Annotated in this window: 13 protein-coding genes; 8 read left to right on the top strand and 5 right to left on the bottom strand. The window is 69.7% G+C overall.

What is annotated here, in order from left to right; all coding sequences use genetic code 11:
• Positions 1-13 precede the first annotated feature (13 nt).
• Positions 14-1,486 (bottom strand): oligosaccharide flippase family protein, encoded by a 1,473-nt coding sequence (locus ACTHN1_RS01750; RefSeq protein WP_440469254.1) that lies wholly within the window; start codon positions 1,484-1,486, stop codon positions 14-16.
• 43 nt (positions 1,487-1,529) lie between these two features.
• A complete protein-coding gene (locus tag ACTHN1_RS01755; RefSeq protein WP_440469255.1) occupies positions 1,530-2,561 on the bottom strand; it encodes an acyltransferase family protein in 1,032 nt (343 codons plus the stop codon).
• A gap of 94 nt (positions 2,562-2,655) precedes the next feature.
• Between ACTHN1_RS01755 and ACTHN1_RS01760 the strand changes: the two genes are divergently transcribed.
• The 3 genes from ACTHN1_RS01760 to ACTHN1_RS01770 are packed head-to-tail and all read left to right on the top strand — an operon-like array spanning position 2,656 to position 6,849.
• On the top strand, positions 2,656-3,840 hold the full coding sequence (locus tag ACTHN1_RS01760) for a glycosyltransferase (protein ID WP_440469256.1): 1,185 nt from the start codon (positions 2,656-2,658) through the stop codon (positions 3,838-3,840).
• Positions 3,841-3,864: 24 nt separating this feature from the next.
• Entirely contained in the window at positions 3,865-5,859 is a 1,995-nt protein-coding gene (gene asnB, locus ACTHN1_RS01765; RefSeq protein ID WP_440469257.1) for an asparagine synthase (glutamine-hydrolyzing), read from the top strand.
• A 27-nt stretch (positions 5,860-5,886) separates the two neighbouring features.
• Positions 5,887-6,849, top strand: coding sequence for a class I SAM-dependent methyltransferase (locus ACTHN1_RS01770; protein WP_440469258.1), 963 nt, complete (start codon positions 5,887-5,889; stop codon positions 6,847-6,849).
• Here the strand turns inward: ACTHN1_RS01770 and ACTHN1_RS01775 are convergent.
• Positions 6,846-8,039 (bottom strand): PQQ-dependent sugar dehydrogenase, encoded by a 1,194-nt coding sequence (locus ACTHN1_RS01775; protein WP_440469259.1) that lies wholly within the window; start codon positions 8,037-8,039, stop codon positions 6,846-6,848. The genes ACTHN1_RS01770 and ACTHN1_RS01775 overlap by 4 nt on opposite strands.
• A 139-nt stretch (positions 8,040-8,178) precedes the next feature.
• Between ACTHN1_RS01775 and ACTHN1_RS01780 the strand changes: the two genes are divergently transcribed.
• The 4 genes from ACTHN1_RS01780 to ACTHN1_RS01795 are packed head-to-tail and all read left to right on the top strand — an operon-like array spanning position 8,179 to position 11,979.
• Entirely contained in the window at positions 8,179-8,427 is a 249-nt protein-coding gene (locus ACTHN1_RS01780; RefSeq protein WP_440469260.1) for an acyl carrier protein, read from the top strand.
• A gap of 10 nt (positions 8,428-8,437) precedes the next feature.
• A complete protein-coding gene (locus tag ACTHN1_RS01785; RefSeq protein WP_440469261.1) occupies positions 8,438-9,946 on the top strand; it encodes a class I adenylate-forming enzyme family protein in 1,509 nt (502 codons plus the stop codon).
• The gene (gene nadE / locus ACTHN1_RS01790) at positions 9,943-10,923 is read left to right on the top strand and encodes an NAD(+) synthase (protein ID WP_440469262.1); all 981 of its coding nucleotides are present in this window, start codon (positions 9,943-9,945) and stop codon (positions 10,921-10,923) included. The genes ACTHN1_RS01785 and nadE overlap by 4 nt, the downstream gene beginning before the upstream one ends.
• Positions 10,924-10,926: 3 nt before the next feature.
• Positions 10,927-11,979, top strand: a complete 1,053-nt coding sequence (locus tag ACTHN1_RS01795) for a hypothetical protein (RefSeq protein ID WP_440469263.1) — start codon at positions 10,927-10,929, stop codon at positions 11,977-11,979.
• A gap of 16 nt (positions 11,980-11,995) precedes the next feature.
• Here ACTHN1_RS01795 and ACTHN1_RS01800 read toward each other — a convergent pair whose 3' ends face one another.
• Positions 11,996-13,018 (bottom strand): polysaccharide deacetylase family protein, encoded by a 1,023-nt coding sequence (locus tag ACTHN1_RS01800; RefSeq protein ID WP_440469264.1) that lies wholly within the window; start codon positions 13,016-13,018, stop codon positions 11,996-11,998.
• Between ACTHN1_RS01800 and ACTHN1_RS01805 the strand changes: the two genes are divergently transcribed.
• A complete protein-coding gene (locus tag ACTHN1_RS01805) occupies positions 13,017-13,931 on the top strand; it encodes a glycosyltransferase (RefSeq protein WP_440469265.1) in 915 nt (304 codons plus the stop codon). The two genes, ACTHN1_RS01800 and ACTHN1_RS01805, sit on opposite strands and share 2 nt — an antisense overlap.
• Positions 13,932-13,959: 28 nt before the next feature.
• Here the strand turns inward: ACTHN1_RS01805 and ACTHN1_RS01810 are convergent, their stop codons facing one another.
• Entirely contained in the window at positions 13,960-15,357 is a 1,398-nt protein-coding gene (locus ACTHN1_RS01810) for a TIGR03013 family XrtA/PEP-CTERM system glycosyltransferase (RefSeq protein WP_440469266.1), read from the bottom strand.
• Positions 15,358-15,441: the final 84 nt, after the last annotated feature.

The raw sequence follows: 15,441 nt of genomic DNA on the forward strand, positions 1-15,441 counted from the left end.
CCGTCCCCGACACTCAACCGCGCAGCCAGCGCCCCAGCAGCGGCAATCGCCCCAGACCCGCCGACTGCAGCAGGTTCCCCAGCAGTCCTCCCCCGCAGATCCCCAGCGCCACCGGGTAGACCAGCACGCCGACGCCGACTTCCAGCAACAACTGCGCCGGCGCCGGCACCTGGCCGGCAAGCAGCCGTCTCAGTCCCCACACCGCCAGCGCCATCACCGCGCAGGCCAGCGCCACCCGCGCCAGCGGCGACCACAGCCGGCCCAGCCGCACGCCGTCGCGGTGGCAGGCCTGGACCGTCAGCACCCACTGCACCAGCATCGCCACGCCGACCGCGAAGGCCGCCGCCATCACTCCCCAACGGGCCAGCACGGCGAACGCGGCCAACAGCGCCACCATCGTCGCCACCTCGATCCACATCAGGACCGCGTTGCGCCCGAGCGAGGTCAGGAACGAGGACAGGATGTAGCTGCCCGGGCCGAGCAGCAGCATGAAGGCCAGGATGCTCAACAGCGGCGCGACCAGCGCCCAGCTCGGCGGCAGCAGCGCGGCGACCAGGGTCGACGCGACCACCGCCAGTCCCGTCGCCATCGGGCACAGCAGCACCGCCGCGACCACCAGCGCGTTGACGATCAGCGGCGCGCGCGCGGCCGGTTCCGCGCGCACGATCGCCGGCACCATCACCGTGCCGATGTGGCCGCCGACGTAGACCGCCGGCAACTGCGCCAGATTGAAGGCCATGCCGTAGGCGCCGGCGTCGTGCGCGCCGACCAGCCGCAGCATCATCGGCTTGTCCCAGTAGCGCCCGCCTTCGGCGAGGGTGATCTCGCCGGTGATCGGCGCGCCGAAACGGAAGATGTCGCGCACCCGTTCCCAGCGCAGCCGCGCCGGCGCCAGCCAGCTGCGCCAGCCGGTGCCGGTGATGGTCACGCCGGCGATCACGCAGGACTGGGCGATGAAGCCCAGGATCATCGCGCGTCCGCCGAGATCGGTGGTGCTCACCAGGGTCACCGCGACCGCGGCGTAGGCCACGTCGCCCAGTGCGGTGGCGATGGCGATGCGCCCGAAGCGCAGTTCGCGCGCCAGCAGCTTGTCCGGTATCGCGCCCAGCCGGCGGATGGCGATGCCCAGCAACGCGCCGGGCAGATACGCCACCAGGTTGGGCGCCTGCAGCCAGATCGCCAGCCATGGCGTCGCCCACCAGGTGACCGCGATCACCAGCGAGCCGGCCAGCAGGTAGAACACGCTGGCGGTGAAGATCGCCTCGCGTCCTTCCCCGCCACGCACCATCACGTACTGGCCGCAGCCCCACGCGCCGATCCAGTTGCCGGTCAGCGCGATCACCGTCGCCACCGTCACCTCGGCCACGATGTCCGGGCTCAGGTGGCGCGCGATCAGCAGGGTGCCCAGCAGGCCCACCGCGCGCCCGGCCAGGCCCGCGCCGATGCTCCACGCCGCCGCGGAAATGATCTTGTGCCTGTCCTTCAAACCCGCTCCCCGCCACGCCGCGTGCGGGCCACATCGTACGTGCTCACGCGGTCTCCAGGCGCATGCCGCGGCGCTTCCACTCAGAACGGATCCAGCGCATCGCCGGCCGCTCCACCCCGTAGCTCAGCAGCATGGCCAGGCCGAACGCCACCGCCACCGCCGCCGCGCAGGCGGCCAGGCTCGGCACGCCCAGCTGCTCCAGCCGGTAGATCACCGCGAACCCGATGGCCTGGTGGATCAGGTACAGCGAATAGGACAGCGTGCCCAGCCAGGCGAAGAAGCGCACGTTGAGAAAACGCAGCCAGCCCAGGGTGAAGGCGATGAAGATCGCGCAGCAGACCGTGCCCACCAGCAGGAACACCGGGCGCTCGCCGATTCCGATCGCGAACAGGCACAACGCGATCATCGCGATGTTCAAGGGCCGCTCGCCGGGATGCTGGCGGATCCGGTAGAACAGGATGCCCATCGCGAAGAACGGGATGAACCGCAGGATCAGCAGCTCGCGCAGCACGTAGGAAAAATGCCAGCCGTGCTTTTCGAACACGCCCTCGATGGCGGCCAGCACCAGCCAGCCGGCGATGATCCAGTGGATCCGCTTCAGCAGGCCGAGCATGTACCAGAGCAGCATCTGCGCGTAGAAGAACAGTTCGATCTGCAGGGTCCAGTAGGAGCCGTCCAGATGCTCGCCGCCGAGGAACTCCTGCACCATCGTCAGGTTCAGCGCCCAGTCGTGCAGTGGCAGCTGCTGCAGCGGCAGGCCGATCGAATAGACCACCAGGCTGGTGATGGCCAGCGCCGCCCAGTAACCGGGGAACAGCCGGGAGAAACGCGAGACCACGAAATCCATCGCGGTGCGGGTCCGCTCCAGGGTCATGAAGATGACGAAGCCGCTGATCAGGAAGAACAGCTGCACGCCGTACTTGCCGGCCAGCAGGTCCAGCGGCATCCCCCCCGCATGGCCTATCTGCTCCGTGTACCGCGTTGTGTAGTGGTAAGCCATCACGGCCACGGCGGCGATGCCCCGCAGGGCATCCAGCTCCACCACGCGCACGGAAGGCGAATTTTCGCGGACCACTTCAACTCCCGGAACCGGTTCACTGCATGGTCGATATAACGCTAGCGAGTCCCGCAACAGGCCAGTGCCCGGCCTCCGGCCAAGGCGGGGCGGCATGCGGCTGCTGATCGTCACTTCGCAGTTCCCGATTGCCGGCGAACCCAATCGCGGCCGCCCGATCTACCAGACCGTGCGCGAGCTCTCGCGGCTGGCGCAGGTGCGGGTGATCAGCCCGGTCGCCAGCTACCCGCGCTGGGCGCAGCCGCGCAGCTACCTGTACCGCGCCTCGGACGAACACCACAGCGTGCCCGGCTGCGACGTGGAGTACGTGCGCTACCCCGCCCTGCCGGCGGTCAGCCGCCCCTTCAACGGCCGCCTGTGCGCGCGCGCCATCGCCGCCCCCATGCGCGCCTTCGCCCCGGACCTGGTGCTGTCCTACTGGCTGTATCCGGACGCCTACGGCGCGATGCTGGCCGCGCGCCGGATCGGCGCGCCGCTGGTGGTCGGCGCGCGCGGCTCGGACCTGCGCGTGCGCGACGCCGTCAGCCGCCGCCTGACCCGCCCGGTGCTGCATGCCGCCCGCCGCCTGCTGGTGGTCAGCGAGGACCTGGGCCGGGTCGCCGAGCGCGACTATGGCGCCGATCCGGATCGCATCCGCGCCATCCCCAACGGCTGCGACGCCGCCATTTTCCATCCGGCCGACCGCGCCGAGGCGCGCCAGGCCCTGGACCTGCCGGCGGACGCGGAAGTGGTCACCTACGTGGGCCGGCTGGTGCCGGAAAAGGGCCTGCGCGAACTGCTGATCGCCGCCGGCCAGTTGCGCGCCTCCCGGCCGCGCCTGCAACTGGTGCTGGTGGGCGAAGGCCCGATGCATGCGGAACTGGCGGCGCTGGCCGCGGCCGGCGATCTGCCGGTGCGTTTCGCCGGCACCCGCCCGCCGGCGGAGGTCGCGCGCTGGATGTGCGCCTCCGACCTGGTCACCCTGCCGAGCTATTCCGAGGGTCATCCCAACGTGCTGGTCGAGGCGCTGGCCTGCGGCCGGCCGGTGGTCGCCACCCCGGTCGGCGGCATTCCCGAGGTGGTCGACGCCGCCAGCGGCGTGCTGGTGCCGGCGCGCGATCCCGCCGCGCTGGCCGAAGGGCTGGACCAGGCGCTGGAGCGCGACTGGGACGAGGCTGCGCTGGCCCGCCGGTTCTCGCGCGACTGGCGCCAGGTGGCCCAGGACACCCTGCTGGCCTGCGAGGAAGTGCTGGCCGAAGCCCGTGGCGAGCGTGCGCTGTACGCCGCCGGGTCCACCTGATCCCGCCCCAAGGAGACCCGGACGATGTGCGGAATCGCAGGCTTCAGCGGCGCGGATGTCAGGCCCGACGGCGCGCGCGCCACGCTGGAGCGGATGATCCACCCGCTGGCCCATCGCGGCCCGGACGGCTTCGGCTTCCACGCCGAGCCCGGCGCGGCGCTGGCGCATGCGCGGCTGTCGATCATCGATCTGGCCACCGGCGACCAGCCGATCCACAACGAGCGCCGGACCGCGTGGACGGTGTTCAACGGCGAGATCTTCAACTACGTGGAACTGCGCCGGGATCTGGAAGCGCGCGGCCACCGTTTCTACACCCATTCCGACACCGAAGTGATCGTGCATTTGTACGACCGCTACGGCGATGATTTCGTCCAGCACCTCAACGGCCAGTTCGCCATCGCGCTGTGGGACGGCGAGCGCCGCCGGCTGGTGCTGGCCCGGGATCGCGCCGGCATCCGCCCGCTCTATCACGCGCATCGGCATGGCCGGGTATGGTTCGCCTCGGAAGTGAAATCGCTGCTGGCGGTGCTGCCCGAATGCGCGCAGCTCAATCCGCGCGCGCTCATGCAGACCCTCACCTACTGGGCACCGGTGGATCCGGACACCCTGTACGAAGGCGTGCAGAGCCTGCCGCCGGGCTGCCTGCTGAGCATCGAGGCCGACGGCAGCCAGCACCTGCGCGCCTACTGGAACTGGGAATTTCCCGACGCCGCCGAAACAGCGCCATCGCGCTATCCGCTGACGGTGGAACAGGCCACCGATGAACTGCGCGGATTGCTGGTCGACGCGGTGCGCCTGCAACTGCGCGCCGACGTGCCGGTCGGCGCCTACCTCAGCGGCGGCCTGGATTCCTCCGGCATCGTCGCGTTGATCAAGGGATTCACCGACACGCCGGTACGCACCTTCTCGGTCGCGTTCGAGGACGGCGAGTTCGACGAGAGCGAACACCAGCAGGCGATGGTCCGCCACCTGGGCACCGACCACACCACCCTGCGCTGCACCCGCCGCGACATCGGCGAAGCCTTCCCGCGCCTGATCCGCCACACCGAGACGCCGGTGCTGCGCACCGCGCCGGTGCCGTTGATGCTGCTGGCCGGCAGCGTGCGCGAGCACGGCTACAAGGTGGTGCTGACCGGCGAAGGCGCCGACGAGGTGTTCGGCGGCTACGACCTGTTCAAGGAGGCCAAGGTGCGCCGGTTCTGGGCGCGGCAGCCGGATTCGCGCCTGCGTCCGCGCCTGCTGGAGCGCCTGTACGGCTACCTGCGCAATTCGCCGGTCAGCCATCCCGGTTTCGCCCAGTCGTTCTTCGGCCAGGGCATGGAGCACCTGCACCGGCCGGTGTTCGCGCACGTGCCGCGCTGGACCACCTCGCAGCGCGCGCTGGCGTTCCTGTCGCCGGATCTGCGCGCCGCCGCCGCCAGCTGGGATCCGCTGGACGCCTACGAGCAGACCCTGCCGCCGGGCATCATGGACTGGAGTCCGCTGGCGCGCGATCAGTACGTGGAGGCCAAGTCGCTGCTGGCCGGCTACCTGCTGTCCTCGCAGGGCGACCGGGTGGCGATGGCGAACTCCATCGAAGGACGCTTCCCGTACCTGGATCACCGGGTCATCGAATTCGCCAACCGGCTGCCGCCGAGTTTCAAGATCCGCGGCATGACCGAGAAATACCTGCTGCGCCGCGCGCTCGCCGATCTGCTGCCGGCCGACATCGTGCAGCGGACCAAGCAGCCCTATCGCGCGCCCGACAGCCAGAGCTTCTTCTTCGACGGCCAGCCGCTGGACTATGTCGCCGAGCTGCTCGCACCCGCGTCCATCCGCGACGCCGGCTATTTCGAACCGCAGGCGGTCTCGCGGCTGGTGGAAAAATGCCGCCAGGGCCGCGCCACCGGTTTCGCCGACAACCAGGCCTTCGTCGGCATCCTCTCGACCCAGCTGGTGCATCGCCAGCTCAACGAAGCGCGTTCCGCCTCCCCCGCCATCCGCGACGCCGACGCGCCGCTGGCGGTCCCCGCGGCCTGAGCGCACCCACCCGATCACGGAGCCGACATGCACTGGCGAGTCAAAGGAATGGTCCAGAAGGTGCTGGGATACCTGCCCGGCGGCCATACCCTGCATTTCCACCTGCAGCGCCAGTTCGGCGGCCTGCAGGACTTCGAGCGCGAACTGTCGGTGAAGATCGACGACTGGGCGATCATGGCCGGCCACCTGCGCGACGCCGGCCATCCCTTCGCCGGCATGCGCGGGTTCGAGATCGGCACCGGCTGGTATCCCACCTTTCCGTTCGCCTGCTACCTGGCCGGCGCGGCGCGCGTCACCACCTACGATCTGAACACCCATCTGCGCCGCGATCTGACCGAGCGCTGCGCCGCCACCCTGGAGAAGTTCCTGCCGCGCATCGCCGAAGCCGGCGGCGCGGATCCGCACGCGGTGCGCGAGCGCTACCTGCGCCTGCGCAACCGCCTGCTGGCCGGCGACTCGCTGGAAGCGGCCACCGACGGCGTGATCCGGTACCGCGCGCCGGCCGACGCCACCCGCACCGCCCTGGGCGAAGGCGAAGTCGACGTGGTGTTCTCCAACAGCGTGCTGGAGCACGTGCCGCCGGAAGTGATCGGCGCGATGTACCGCGAGGCGATGCGGATCCTGGCGCCGGGCGGGATCATGTTCCATTCGGTCAACTGCGGCGATCACTACGCCTATGTGGATCGCGAGATCCACCAGCTGCACTACCTGCGTTATTCGGATCGGCAGTGGCGGCGCTGGAACAACGCCTTCCTGTACCAGAACCGGCTGCGCGCGCACCGCTTCGTCGATGACGCCCGCGACAGCGGATTCGCGATCGTCCTGGACACCTCCAACGCGCGCCCGGAACGCCTGCGCCAGCTGGCGGCGACGCCGGTGCACCCGCAGTTCGCCGGCATTCCGCCGGAACAACTGTGCATCACCAGCGTGGATTTCATCGCGCGCAAACCCGCCGCGACGGCGGCGCCCGCGGTGGCGGCCGCGGTCTAGCCGCCCGGCGCGCCCGTGGCGCCCGCCGGCGGCGCGATCCGCAGCAGCTTGCCGTCCGGCGCGTCCACCAGCACGTACAGCGCGCCGTCCGGTCCCTGGCGCACGTCGCGGATGCGCTGGTTGCGTTCGCCCAGCAGCCGTTCCTCGTGCACGACCTTGTCGCCGTCCAGTTCCAGCCGGATCAGCTGCTTGGCCGCCAATGCCCCCAGGAACAGGTTGCCCTGCCACTGCGGGAACAGGCCGCCGGTGTAGAACGTCATTCCGCTGACCGCCGGCGACTTCTCCCAGACGTAATGCGGATCCTCCATCCCCGGCACGCTGCGTCCGCGCGCGCCCGCCACCGGCTTGCCGCTGTAGTCGATGCCATGGGTGGCCAGCGGCCAACCGTAATTGGCGCCCGGCCGCGGCAGGTTGATCTCGTCGCCGCCCTGCGGACCGTGCTCGCTGGTCCACAGCGCGCGGGTGACCGGATGCAGCGCCGCGCCCTGCATGTTGCGATGGCCGTAGGACCAGATTTCCGGCCGCGCGCCGGCCTTGCCCACGAACGGGTTGTCGTCCGGAATCCGCCCGTCCGGCCAGATCCGCACCAGCTTGCCCTGCAGCTTGTCCAGTTCCTGCGCGGCGGCCGCGGCCACCCGGTTGTCGCCCTGGGTGACGAACAGATGACCGGCGTCGTCGAACACCAGCCGCGCGCCGACGTGGGTGCCGTGCGAGAGCTTGGGCTCCTGCCGGTACACCACTTCCACGTCCTTCAGCGCATCGCCCTCCAGCCGCCCGCGCGCCACCGCGGTGCCGGCCTTGTTGCCGCGGAAGGTCGGTTCGGCGAACGCCAGGTAAACCCGCTTGTCGCGGGCGAACTGCGGCGACAGCGCCACGTCCAGCAGGCCGGCCTGGCCATCGACGAAGATTTCCGGCAAACCGGCGATCGGCGCCGACACCTGGCCATCCGCGCCAATCCGGCGCAGGCGCCCCGGGCGCTCGGTGACCAGCAGGCCACCATCGGGCAGGAAGGCCAGCGCCCAGGGGTGTTCCAGGCCGGTCACCAGTTCGGTCACGGCGTAAGCGCCCTTCTCGGATGCGTACCGCACCGGCGACGCATCGTGGACCACGTGCGGCTGCACGGCGGGTGTCGGCGCTTGCTGGCGGCAGGCCGCCAATCCCAGCAGCAGGACCAGTGACAGGCGACGCATCGTGGGCTTCCCCGGTGTGACGACGGCCGCGATGGTAACACCGCCCCCCGCGCCACCAACGCCGGCGTACGGACTGGCCGGATGCCCACCGGGCTTGCGTTTTCAATGACAGCAAGCGAAATCGCCACAGGGGATCCCCATGCAGCAGAAGCAACAGATCAAACAGTTCATCCTGGAGAACTTCCTGTTCTCGGATGATCCCGCCGCCATCGGGGACCAGGACTCGCTCATCCGCGGCGGCATCATCGATTCGACCGGCATCCACGAGCTGATCTTCTTCCTGGAGGATCAGTTCAAGCTGCAGATCGTGCCGGAGGAGATGACCCCGGCCAATTTCGACACCATCCAGACGGTCGACGATTTCGTCACCCGCAAGCGGGCCGGCTGATCCCGCGCCGATGGAAACCCTCTGCACCCGGGTCGAACGCGTCGCACGCGATGCGCCCGCCCGCCTGGCCCTGATCGACGGCGAACGCCGCATCGACTACGCCGGCTTCTGGCGGCAGGCGCGCCGGTTCGCCGCGCGCCTGCGCGACGGCGGCCTGCAGAGCGGCGATCGGGTGGCGCTCATCCTGCCCAACCGGATCGAGGCGGCGGTCGCCTGCTACGGCGTCTGGCTGGCCGGCGGCGTGGTGGTGCCGTTGAACGTGCAGGCGCGCGTGCGCGACTTCCTGCCGTGGCTGCGGCACTGCGGCGCCCGCCATGTGGTGTACGAAGCCGCGCACCGCGACGCCGCCGAAGCGATCGCGCAGTTGCCCTCGGCGCCCGAATGCACAGTGCTGGAGGACGGTCGGTCCCTGCCGGATGACGAGTCCGGTGATCCGTTGCCGGCCGCGCTGCTGCCCGAGGCCTCCGAACTGGCGGTGCTCCTGTACACCTCCGGCACCACCGGCGCGCCCAAGGGGGTGATGCTCACCCACGCCAACCTGCTGGCCAACGCGCGCGCCGTCGTCGACTACCTGCGGCTGGACGCTTCGGATCGCGTGCTCAGCGTGCTGCCGTTCTATTACGCCTACGGCGCGTCGGTGCTGCATACCCATCTCATCAGCGGCGCCTGCGTGATTCTCGGTCCCAGCCTGATGTTTCCGCAGCTGGTGCTGGAGGCGATCGAACAGCACGAGGCCACCGGTTTCTCCGGCGTGCCGTCCACCTTCGCCCTGCTGCTGGAACCGCTGGCGCGACACGGGCGCCCGCTGGCCTCGCTGCGCTATCTCACCCAGGCCGGCGGCGCGATGTCGCCCGCGCTGACCGGCCAACTGCGCGAACGGCTGCCCACGCCGCGCCTGTACGTGATGTACGGACAGACCGAGGCCACTTCGCGGATCAGCTGGCTGCCGCCGGAACGACTGGACGACAAGCTCGGCTCGGTCGGCATTCCCGTGGCCGGCGTGCAGTGGCGGATCCAGCGCGAGGACGGCAGCACCGCCGCGCCCGGCGAAAGCGGCGAGGTCTGCGTGCGCGGCCCCAACGTGATGGCCGGTTACTGGAACAATCCCGAGGCCACCGCGCAGGTGCTGCGCGACGGCTGGCTGCACACCGGCGACATCGGCCACCTGGACGCCGACGGCTTCCTGTTCCTGCAGGGCCGCCGCAGCGACATGATCAAGACCGGTGCGCACCGCGTGCATCCCACCGACGTCGAGGAAGTCATCGCCGAACTGCCGGTCGTCCGCGAAGTGGCGGTGGTCGGCGTGGACGACGAAGTGATGGGCCAGGTCATCCGCGCCTTCGTCGTCGCCGCCGGCGAACTGCCGCCGCGCGCCGAGGACCGCATCAAGGCGCACTGCCGCGCCCGCCTCGCCCCCTACAAGATTCCCCGCCAAGTCACCTTCGTCGACACCCTGCCCCGGACCGCTTCGGGCAAGGTGCGGCGTTTCCAACTGATGGAGCAGACCGCAACGCCATGAGCAGCCTCGATCGCCACGTCCTCGACATCGACTACGAACAGGAAGCCGACCGCATCGCCGCGCGGCTGCGCGAAATCACCGCGCGGCAACTGCACCGGCGTGGCCTGGTCGTGGCCATTTCCGGCGGCATCGACAGCTCGGTCAGTGCCGCGCTGGCGGTGCGCGCGCTCGGGCCGGATCGCGTGTTCACCCTGATCCTGCCGGAGCGCGATTCCTCCGACGACAGCGCGGTGCGCGCGCGCCTGCTGGCCGAACACCTGGGCGTGCGCACCGAGACGGTCGACATCGCCCCGGCGCTGGAAGCCATCGGCTGCTACCGCGCGCGCGACCAGGCGGTGCGCAACACACTGCCCGAATACGGCGAAGGCTGGAAATTCAAGATCGTCATCGACGGCGGTACCGAGGGGCGCATCAACCGCTTCCGCCTGATCGCCGAATCGCCGGTGGGTCAGCGCCACGAGCGCGAGCTGGCCCTGGCCGATTACCTGACCATCGTGGCCGCCACCAACTTCAAGCAGCGCATCCGCAAGACGCTGGAGTACTTCCACGCCGATCGCCTCAACTACGGCGTGGTCGGCACGCCCAACCGGGTCGAGTACGACCAGGGCTTCTTCGTCAAGAACGGCGACGGCTCCGCCGACGTCAAGCCGATCGCCCACCTGTACAAGTCCCAGGTGTATGGCATGGCGCGTCACCTCGGCCTGCCCGAGCGCGTGTGCGCCGCCATTCCCACCACCGACACCTACAGCCTCAGCCAGGGCCAGGACGAGTTCTATTTCGCCCTGCCCTACCAGCAGATGGACCTGGCGCTGTGGGCGCTCAACCACGGCCGCCCGGCCAGCGAACTGGCGACCGCGCTGGACCTGACCCCGGCGCAGGCCGAAGCGGTCTACGAGGACATCCGCAACAAGCGCCGCACCACCCGCTATCTGCACATGCCGCCCGTGCTGGCCGGCGACGTACCCGAACTGGACTGATCCGTGAACCAGGCCCCGCCCTCCCCCCAGTATCTTGTCCGCAGCGGTGACCCGCTGCGCGATCGGGACACCGTGCTGTCGATCTGGTGGGGCAATCTGGGCCGCACCGACCGCATCGCCGCCAAGTACGACTGGTTCTACCTGGGCGGTCCGCACGGCGCGCCGCTGCTGCAGCTGCTGCAGGAAACCACCACCGGGCAATGGGTCGGCACCGCCTGCGCGGGCCGGCGCCGGATGCGCCAGCGCGGCCGCGACCTGAGCGCCGGCGTGCTGGTGGATCTGGCGGTGCTGCCCGAGCACCGCTCGCTCGGTCCCGCACTGATCCTGCAACAGGGCTTGATCGACGCCGGCAAGGATCAGGTCGACGTGCTGTACGGATTTCCCAATCCGAAAGCCGCGGCGGTGTTCAAGCGCATGGGCTACCAGCATCCGACCGACCTGGTGCGCCATGCGCGCGTGCTGCGTCACGCGCGCTACCTGCGTTCGCGCCTGCCGGTCGCCTGGCTGGCCACGCCCGCGGGCTGGCTGCTCGATGTCGCGGTGGCAGTCCGCGATGGCTGGCGCCGCTGGCACGGTCCGCGCCTGCGCACCGAATGGGGCAACCGCGCCGATCCGCGCATGGATGCCCTGTGGGCCGCATCCTCTCAGGGCGACTGCGTGCTCGCGGTGCGCGACAGCGCGCACGCCAAATGGCGCTTCGACGATTCGCCGCTGGCGACCACGCGCTATCTCTGGATCACCTCGCCCCGCGGCAACGAGCTCAAGGCGTGGTTCGCGGTGCAGGTCGAGGACAGCGCGCTGCACGTGCGCGATTTCTGGTCCGACAACGGCGCCCACGGACTCCCGCAATCCTATGTGCTGGCCCTGCTCGCCGCCGCCCGCGCGGCCGGCCATGGTTCGGTCTCGGTGGAGATCACCGGCCCGGACGGCCAACTGCAGGGTTGGCGCGAAGCCGGTTTCAGCGAGCGCGGCCGCCGCCCGGTGTTCGTGCGCTGGAATCTCGCCAACGGCACCGAACCGGTCTGGTTCCTGACCTCGGCGGATGAAGACGAATAACCGGCGCGGCGTGGCCTCAGGCCAGCCGCTGCGCCGGTTTGCGGAACAGATAGAGCGCCAGCCAGTCCGGACGGAACCGTCCGCGCGCATCGACCACCGCATCGGTCTCGAAACCGGTGCGGCCAAGCAACCAGCCCACGCCGCCACCGACCGGATTGAGCACCGGCACGCTGGTGAAGATCAGTTCGTAACCGGCGCCGCGCGCGCGTTGCGCGATCGCATCGTCGAAGGAACCGTGCGGGAACGACATCGATTCGGCGCTCGGCGCCGGCTGTCCCAGGTGCCCCGCCAGCGCGGCGCGCGCACCGGACAGTTCCGCGTCCAGATCCGGCGCGTGCTTCATCGGCGTATGGGTCTTGCCATGCAGCCCCAGCGCCACGCCACCGGCGACGAGCCGGTGCAGTTCCTCGGTGGTCACCATGTGCCGCTGGCCGTCGTCCAGCGCGGCCATGAACGGCGCCAGCACCGCGTCGCGATGTTCCGCCGGCATCCGCTCCAGGCGCGCGATGGCCTCGCGCAGTTCGCCCAGCGATTCGTCGCGCGGGCGCCACGGCGCATCCAGATGGGGCTGCATCGCGTCGGCCAGATCCGCCAGCTTCAGCGCGCCGCGCCGCATCGCGGCGATCAGGCGCTCCTGGAAGAACGGCTGGCGCGTGCCGACCGCGTCGGACACCACGAACATCAGCGCCGGCAGCTCCGCCTTGCGCAGTTCGGGCAGCGCGTAATCGGCGTTGTCCGCCCAGCCATCGTCGAAGGTGATCAACAGCGCGCGTGGCGGCAGCGGCGTGCCGGTGCGACGCGAAGCCAGCACCTGCTCCAGCGACACCACGTGGTAATGCTTGCGGAAGAAGGCCAGCGAATCGGCCAGCCAGTGCGTGGCCAGGGTGTAGTCCGGATCGCAGGTCCGCCAGCGCGGATCCTCCGGGCTCAAGGTACGATGGAACATCACCACGGTCAGGCTGTCCGCGTTGCGCACGCGATGGTACAGGCCCAGCAGACCACTGACGTATAGAAGCTTCTTGGAGAGATCCTTCAGCATGGCGCCAGCTATCGAGGTTTCAACGATTATACCCACCTACAACCGGCGGGACCTGGTGGTGCGCGCGATCGACACGGTGCTCGCACAGACCCGCGTCGTCGATGAAATCATCGTCGTCGACGACGGCTCCACCGACGGCACCGGTGAACATCTGGCCGCACGCTACGGCGATCGCATCCGCTACGTCTGGCAGGCCAACGCCGGCGTGTCCGCCGCGCGCAATCACGGCATGCGCCTGGCGCGCGGGCGTTACCTCGCCCTGCTCGACAGCGACGACGAATGGCTGCCGGAAAAGACCGCGCGGCAGGTGGCCTGGCTGGAGGCGCATCCGGACGCCGGCATGGTCCTGTGCGATGTCGAGCGGGTCGACAGCGAAGGCCGGTTGATCGACGTGTTCCGCCGCCGCGAGGTGATCCGCGAGGATGGCCGGGTGCTGCGCTGGGTGATCCACAATCCCGCGCTGGCGCCGGCTTCGGCCATCCTGCGCCGCGAGGTGTTCGAGGATGTCGGCGGCTTCGACGAAAGCCTGCGCACCGCCGAGGACATCGACTTCCACCTGCGCATCGCCCAGCGTTGGCCGATCGGCGTGGTCGAGCAATCGCTGGTGCGCGCCATGCGTGGCCACGATGGCCTGTCGGCCGAAGCCAGCACCTATGACGACTACGTGCGCGTGGTCGAACGCGCGGTGCGGGCCGCGCGCGGCGAGGTCGCCGACGAGGAACTGGATCGCGCCCTGGCCGGCACCTATGCGCGCAATGCGCGCGGCATGCTGATCCGGGGCCGCTGGCGCGATGGCTGGCAGCTGGCGCGTGCCGCCTGGCGCCTGACCCCGGACCCGGCGATCCGCCGCGAACTGCTGCGGCTGGCGCCGTTCGCCGCGCGTCGCGCGGTGAGGCGCCTGCTCCCCGGATGAGCCGCGTTCCCGCATTCCGGGAACGCGCTCAGCGCGCGCCACGTCCAAACAGCACGACCTCGACCGTCTGCAGCAGGATCATCAGGTCGAACACCAGGCCGTGGTTCTTCACGTAGAACAGATCGAACTTCAGCTTCTCCTCGGCGTCGCGCACCGAGGCGCCGTAGGGATAGCGCAACTGCGCCCAGCCGGTCAGGCCCGGCTTCACGCTGTGGCGGACGCCGTAGTAGCGGATCTCGTCGTTGAGCATGTCGACGAAATGCGGACGCTCCGGACGCGGGCCGACGAAGCTCATGTCGCCGCGGATCACCGCCACCAGCTGCGGCAGCTCGTCCAGACGGGTCTTGCGGATGAACTTGCCGACGCGCGTGCTGCGATCGTCGTCCTTGCTCGCCCACACCGCCACGCCGTCCTTCTCCGCGTCCACCCGCATGCTGCGGAACTTGGTCAGGGTGAAATGACGGCCACGCTCGCCCACCCGCGTCTGGCTGTAGAAAATCGGTCCGCCCGACTCCACCCACACCGCCAGCGCCACCAGCAGCATCAGCGGCCAGGCGATCGCCAGCAGCGCGAGCGCGGCGGCCAGGTCGAAGAAGCGCTTGCTCAGCCGGCGCGGCGTCGAATAGTCGAAGCCACCTGAGAACACCAGCCACGACGGATCGACCACGTTGAGCTGGACCATGCCGGCCTCGCGCTCGAAGAAACTGGACAGGTCCACCACCGACACGCCGCGCTGCACGCACAGCAGCATCTCTTCCATCGGCAGGCCGCCACGGCGCTCGTCCGGGGCGATGACCATCTCGTCGATCTGCATGCGCTCGACCAGTTCGGACAGGCCTTCCTCGCCCGGACGCACCAGCAATTCCTCCTGGACCAGCACCGGTTGGCCGGGGACCGGCACGAAACCGACCACCAGGAACGAGCGGCGATCGGATTTACGCCGCATGCGCGAGTTGATCAGATCCGCGTTCTTGCCGGCGCCGAAGATCAGCACCCGCTGCTTGAGCACGTCCGAACCGAAGATGTGCATCCAGGCCAGCCGGACCAGGCAGACCCCGACCAGGCCCAGCGCCAGCGACATCGCCTGCACGCCACGGCCGATATAGGTGGCCGGAATGAGGTAGTACAGCACCACCAGGCCGATGCCGCCGAACGCGAACGAGAGCGTCAGCCGCAGGATGAAATCCAGTCGCGTATGACGGACGTGTACCTGGTACAGGCCGAACGCGGCCATCGCGCCGGTCAGGAACATCGCCACCAGCACCGCCCGGATCGGCGCCTGCTCGGCGAAGACGACGTGATACTCGGGTTCGTTGTGGAAACGGATCCACGCCGCGGCCATCACCGCGGCCACCAGCACGATGACTTCCGCGATCCACAGGATGCGGGCCGCACGCGCCTTGCGGCTGGCCTGGCTGGACTTCATGGCATCACCCTTGCCAGCGGCGCACGCGCCCGGCCGATGAGCGGCCCTTGCGTCGCGCAGCGCCCGCTGCACGCATTAAACCCG

The organism is Pseudoxanthomonas sp., from assembly GCF_051953815.1.
Taxonomy (GTDB): Bacteria; Pseudomonadota; Gammaproteobacteria; order Xanthomonadales; family Xanthomonadaceae; genus Pseudoxanthomonas_A.

Bases quoted from the DNA above. Each gene is read 5' to 3' on its own strand.
- ACTHN1_RS01780 (WP_440469260.1), top strand. From the start codon at position 8,179: ATGCAGCAGAAGCAACAGATCAAACAGTTCATCCTGGAGAACTTCCTG.
- asnB (WP_440469257.1), top strand. From the start codon at position 3,865: ATGTGCGGAATCGCAGGCTTCAGCGGCGCGGATGTCAGGCCCGACGGC.
- ACTHN1_RS01760 (WP_440469256.1), top strand. From the start codon at position 2,656: ATGCGGCTGCTGATCGTCACTTCGCAGTTCCCGATTGCCGGCGAACCC.
- ACTHN1_RS01775 (WP_440469259.1), bottom strand. From the start codon at position 8,039: ATGCGTCGCCTGTCACTGGTCCTGCTGCTGGGATTGGCGGCCTGCCGC.
- ACTHN1_RS01810 (WP_440469266.1), bottom strand. From the start codon at position 15,357: ATGAAGTCCAGCCAGGCCAGCCGCAAGGCGCGTGCGGCCCGCATCCTG.
- ACTHN1_RS01770 (WP_440469258.1), top strand. From the start codon at position 5,887: ATGCACTGGCGAGTCAAAGGAATGGTCCAGAAGGTGCTGGGATACCTG.
- ACTHN1_RS01800 (WP_440469264.1), bottom strand. From the start codon at position 13,018: ATGCTGAAGGATCTCTCCAAGAAGCTTCTATACGTCAGTGGTCTGCTG.
- ACTHN1_RS01805 (WP_440469265.1), top strand. From the start codon at position 13,017: ATGGCGCCAGCTATCGAGGTTTCAACGATTATACCCACCTACAACCGG.
- nadE (WP_440469262.1), top strand. From the start codon at position 9,943: ATGAGCAGCCTCGATCGCCACGTCCTCGACATCGACTACGAACAGGAA.
- ACTHN1_RS01785 (WP_440469261.1), top strand. From the start codon at position 8,438: ATGGAAACCCTCTGCACCCGGGTCGAACGCGTCGCACGCGATGCGCCC.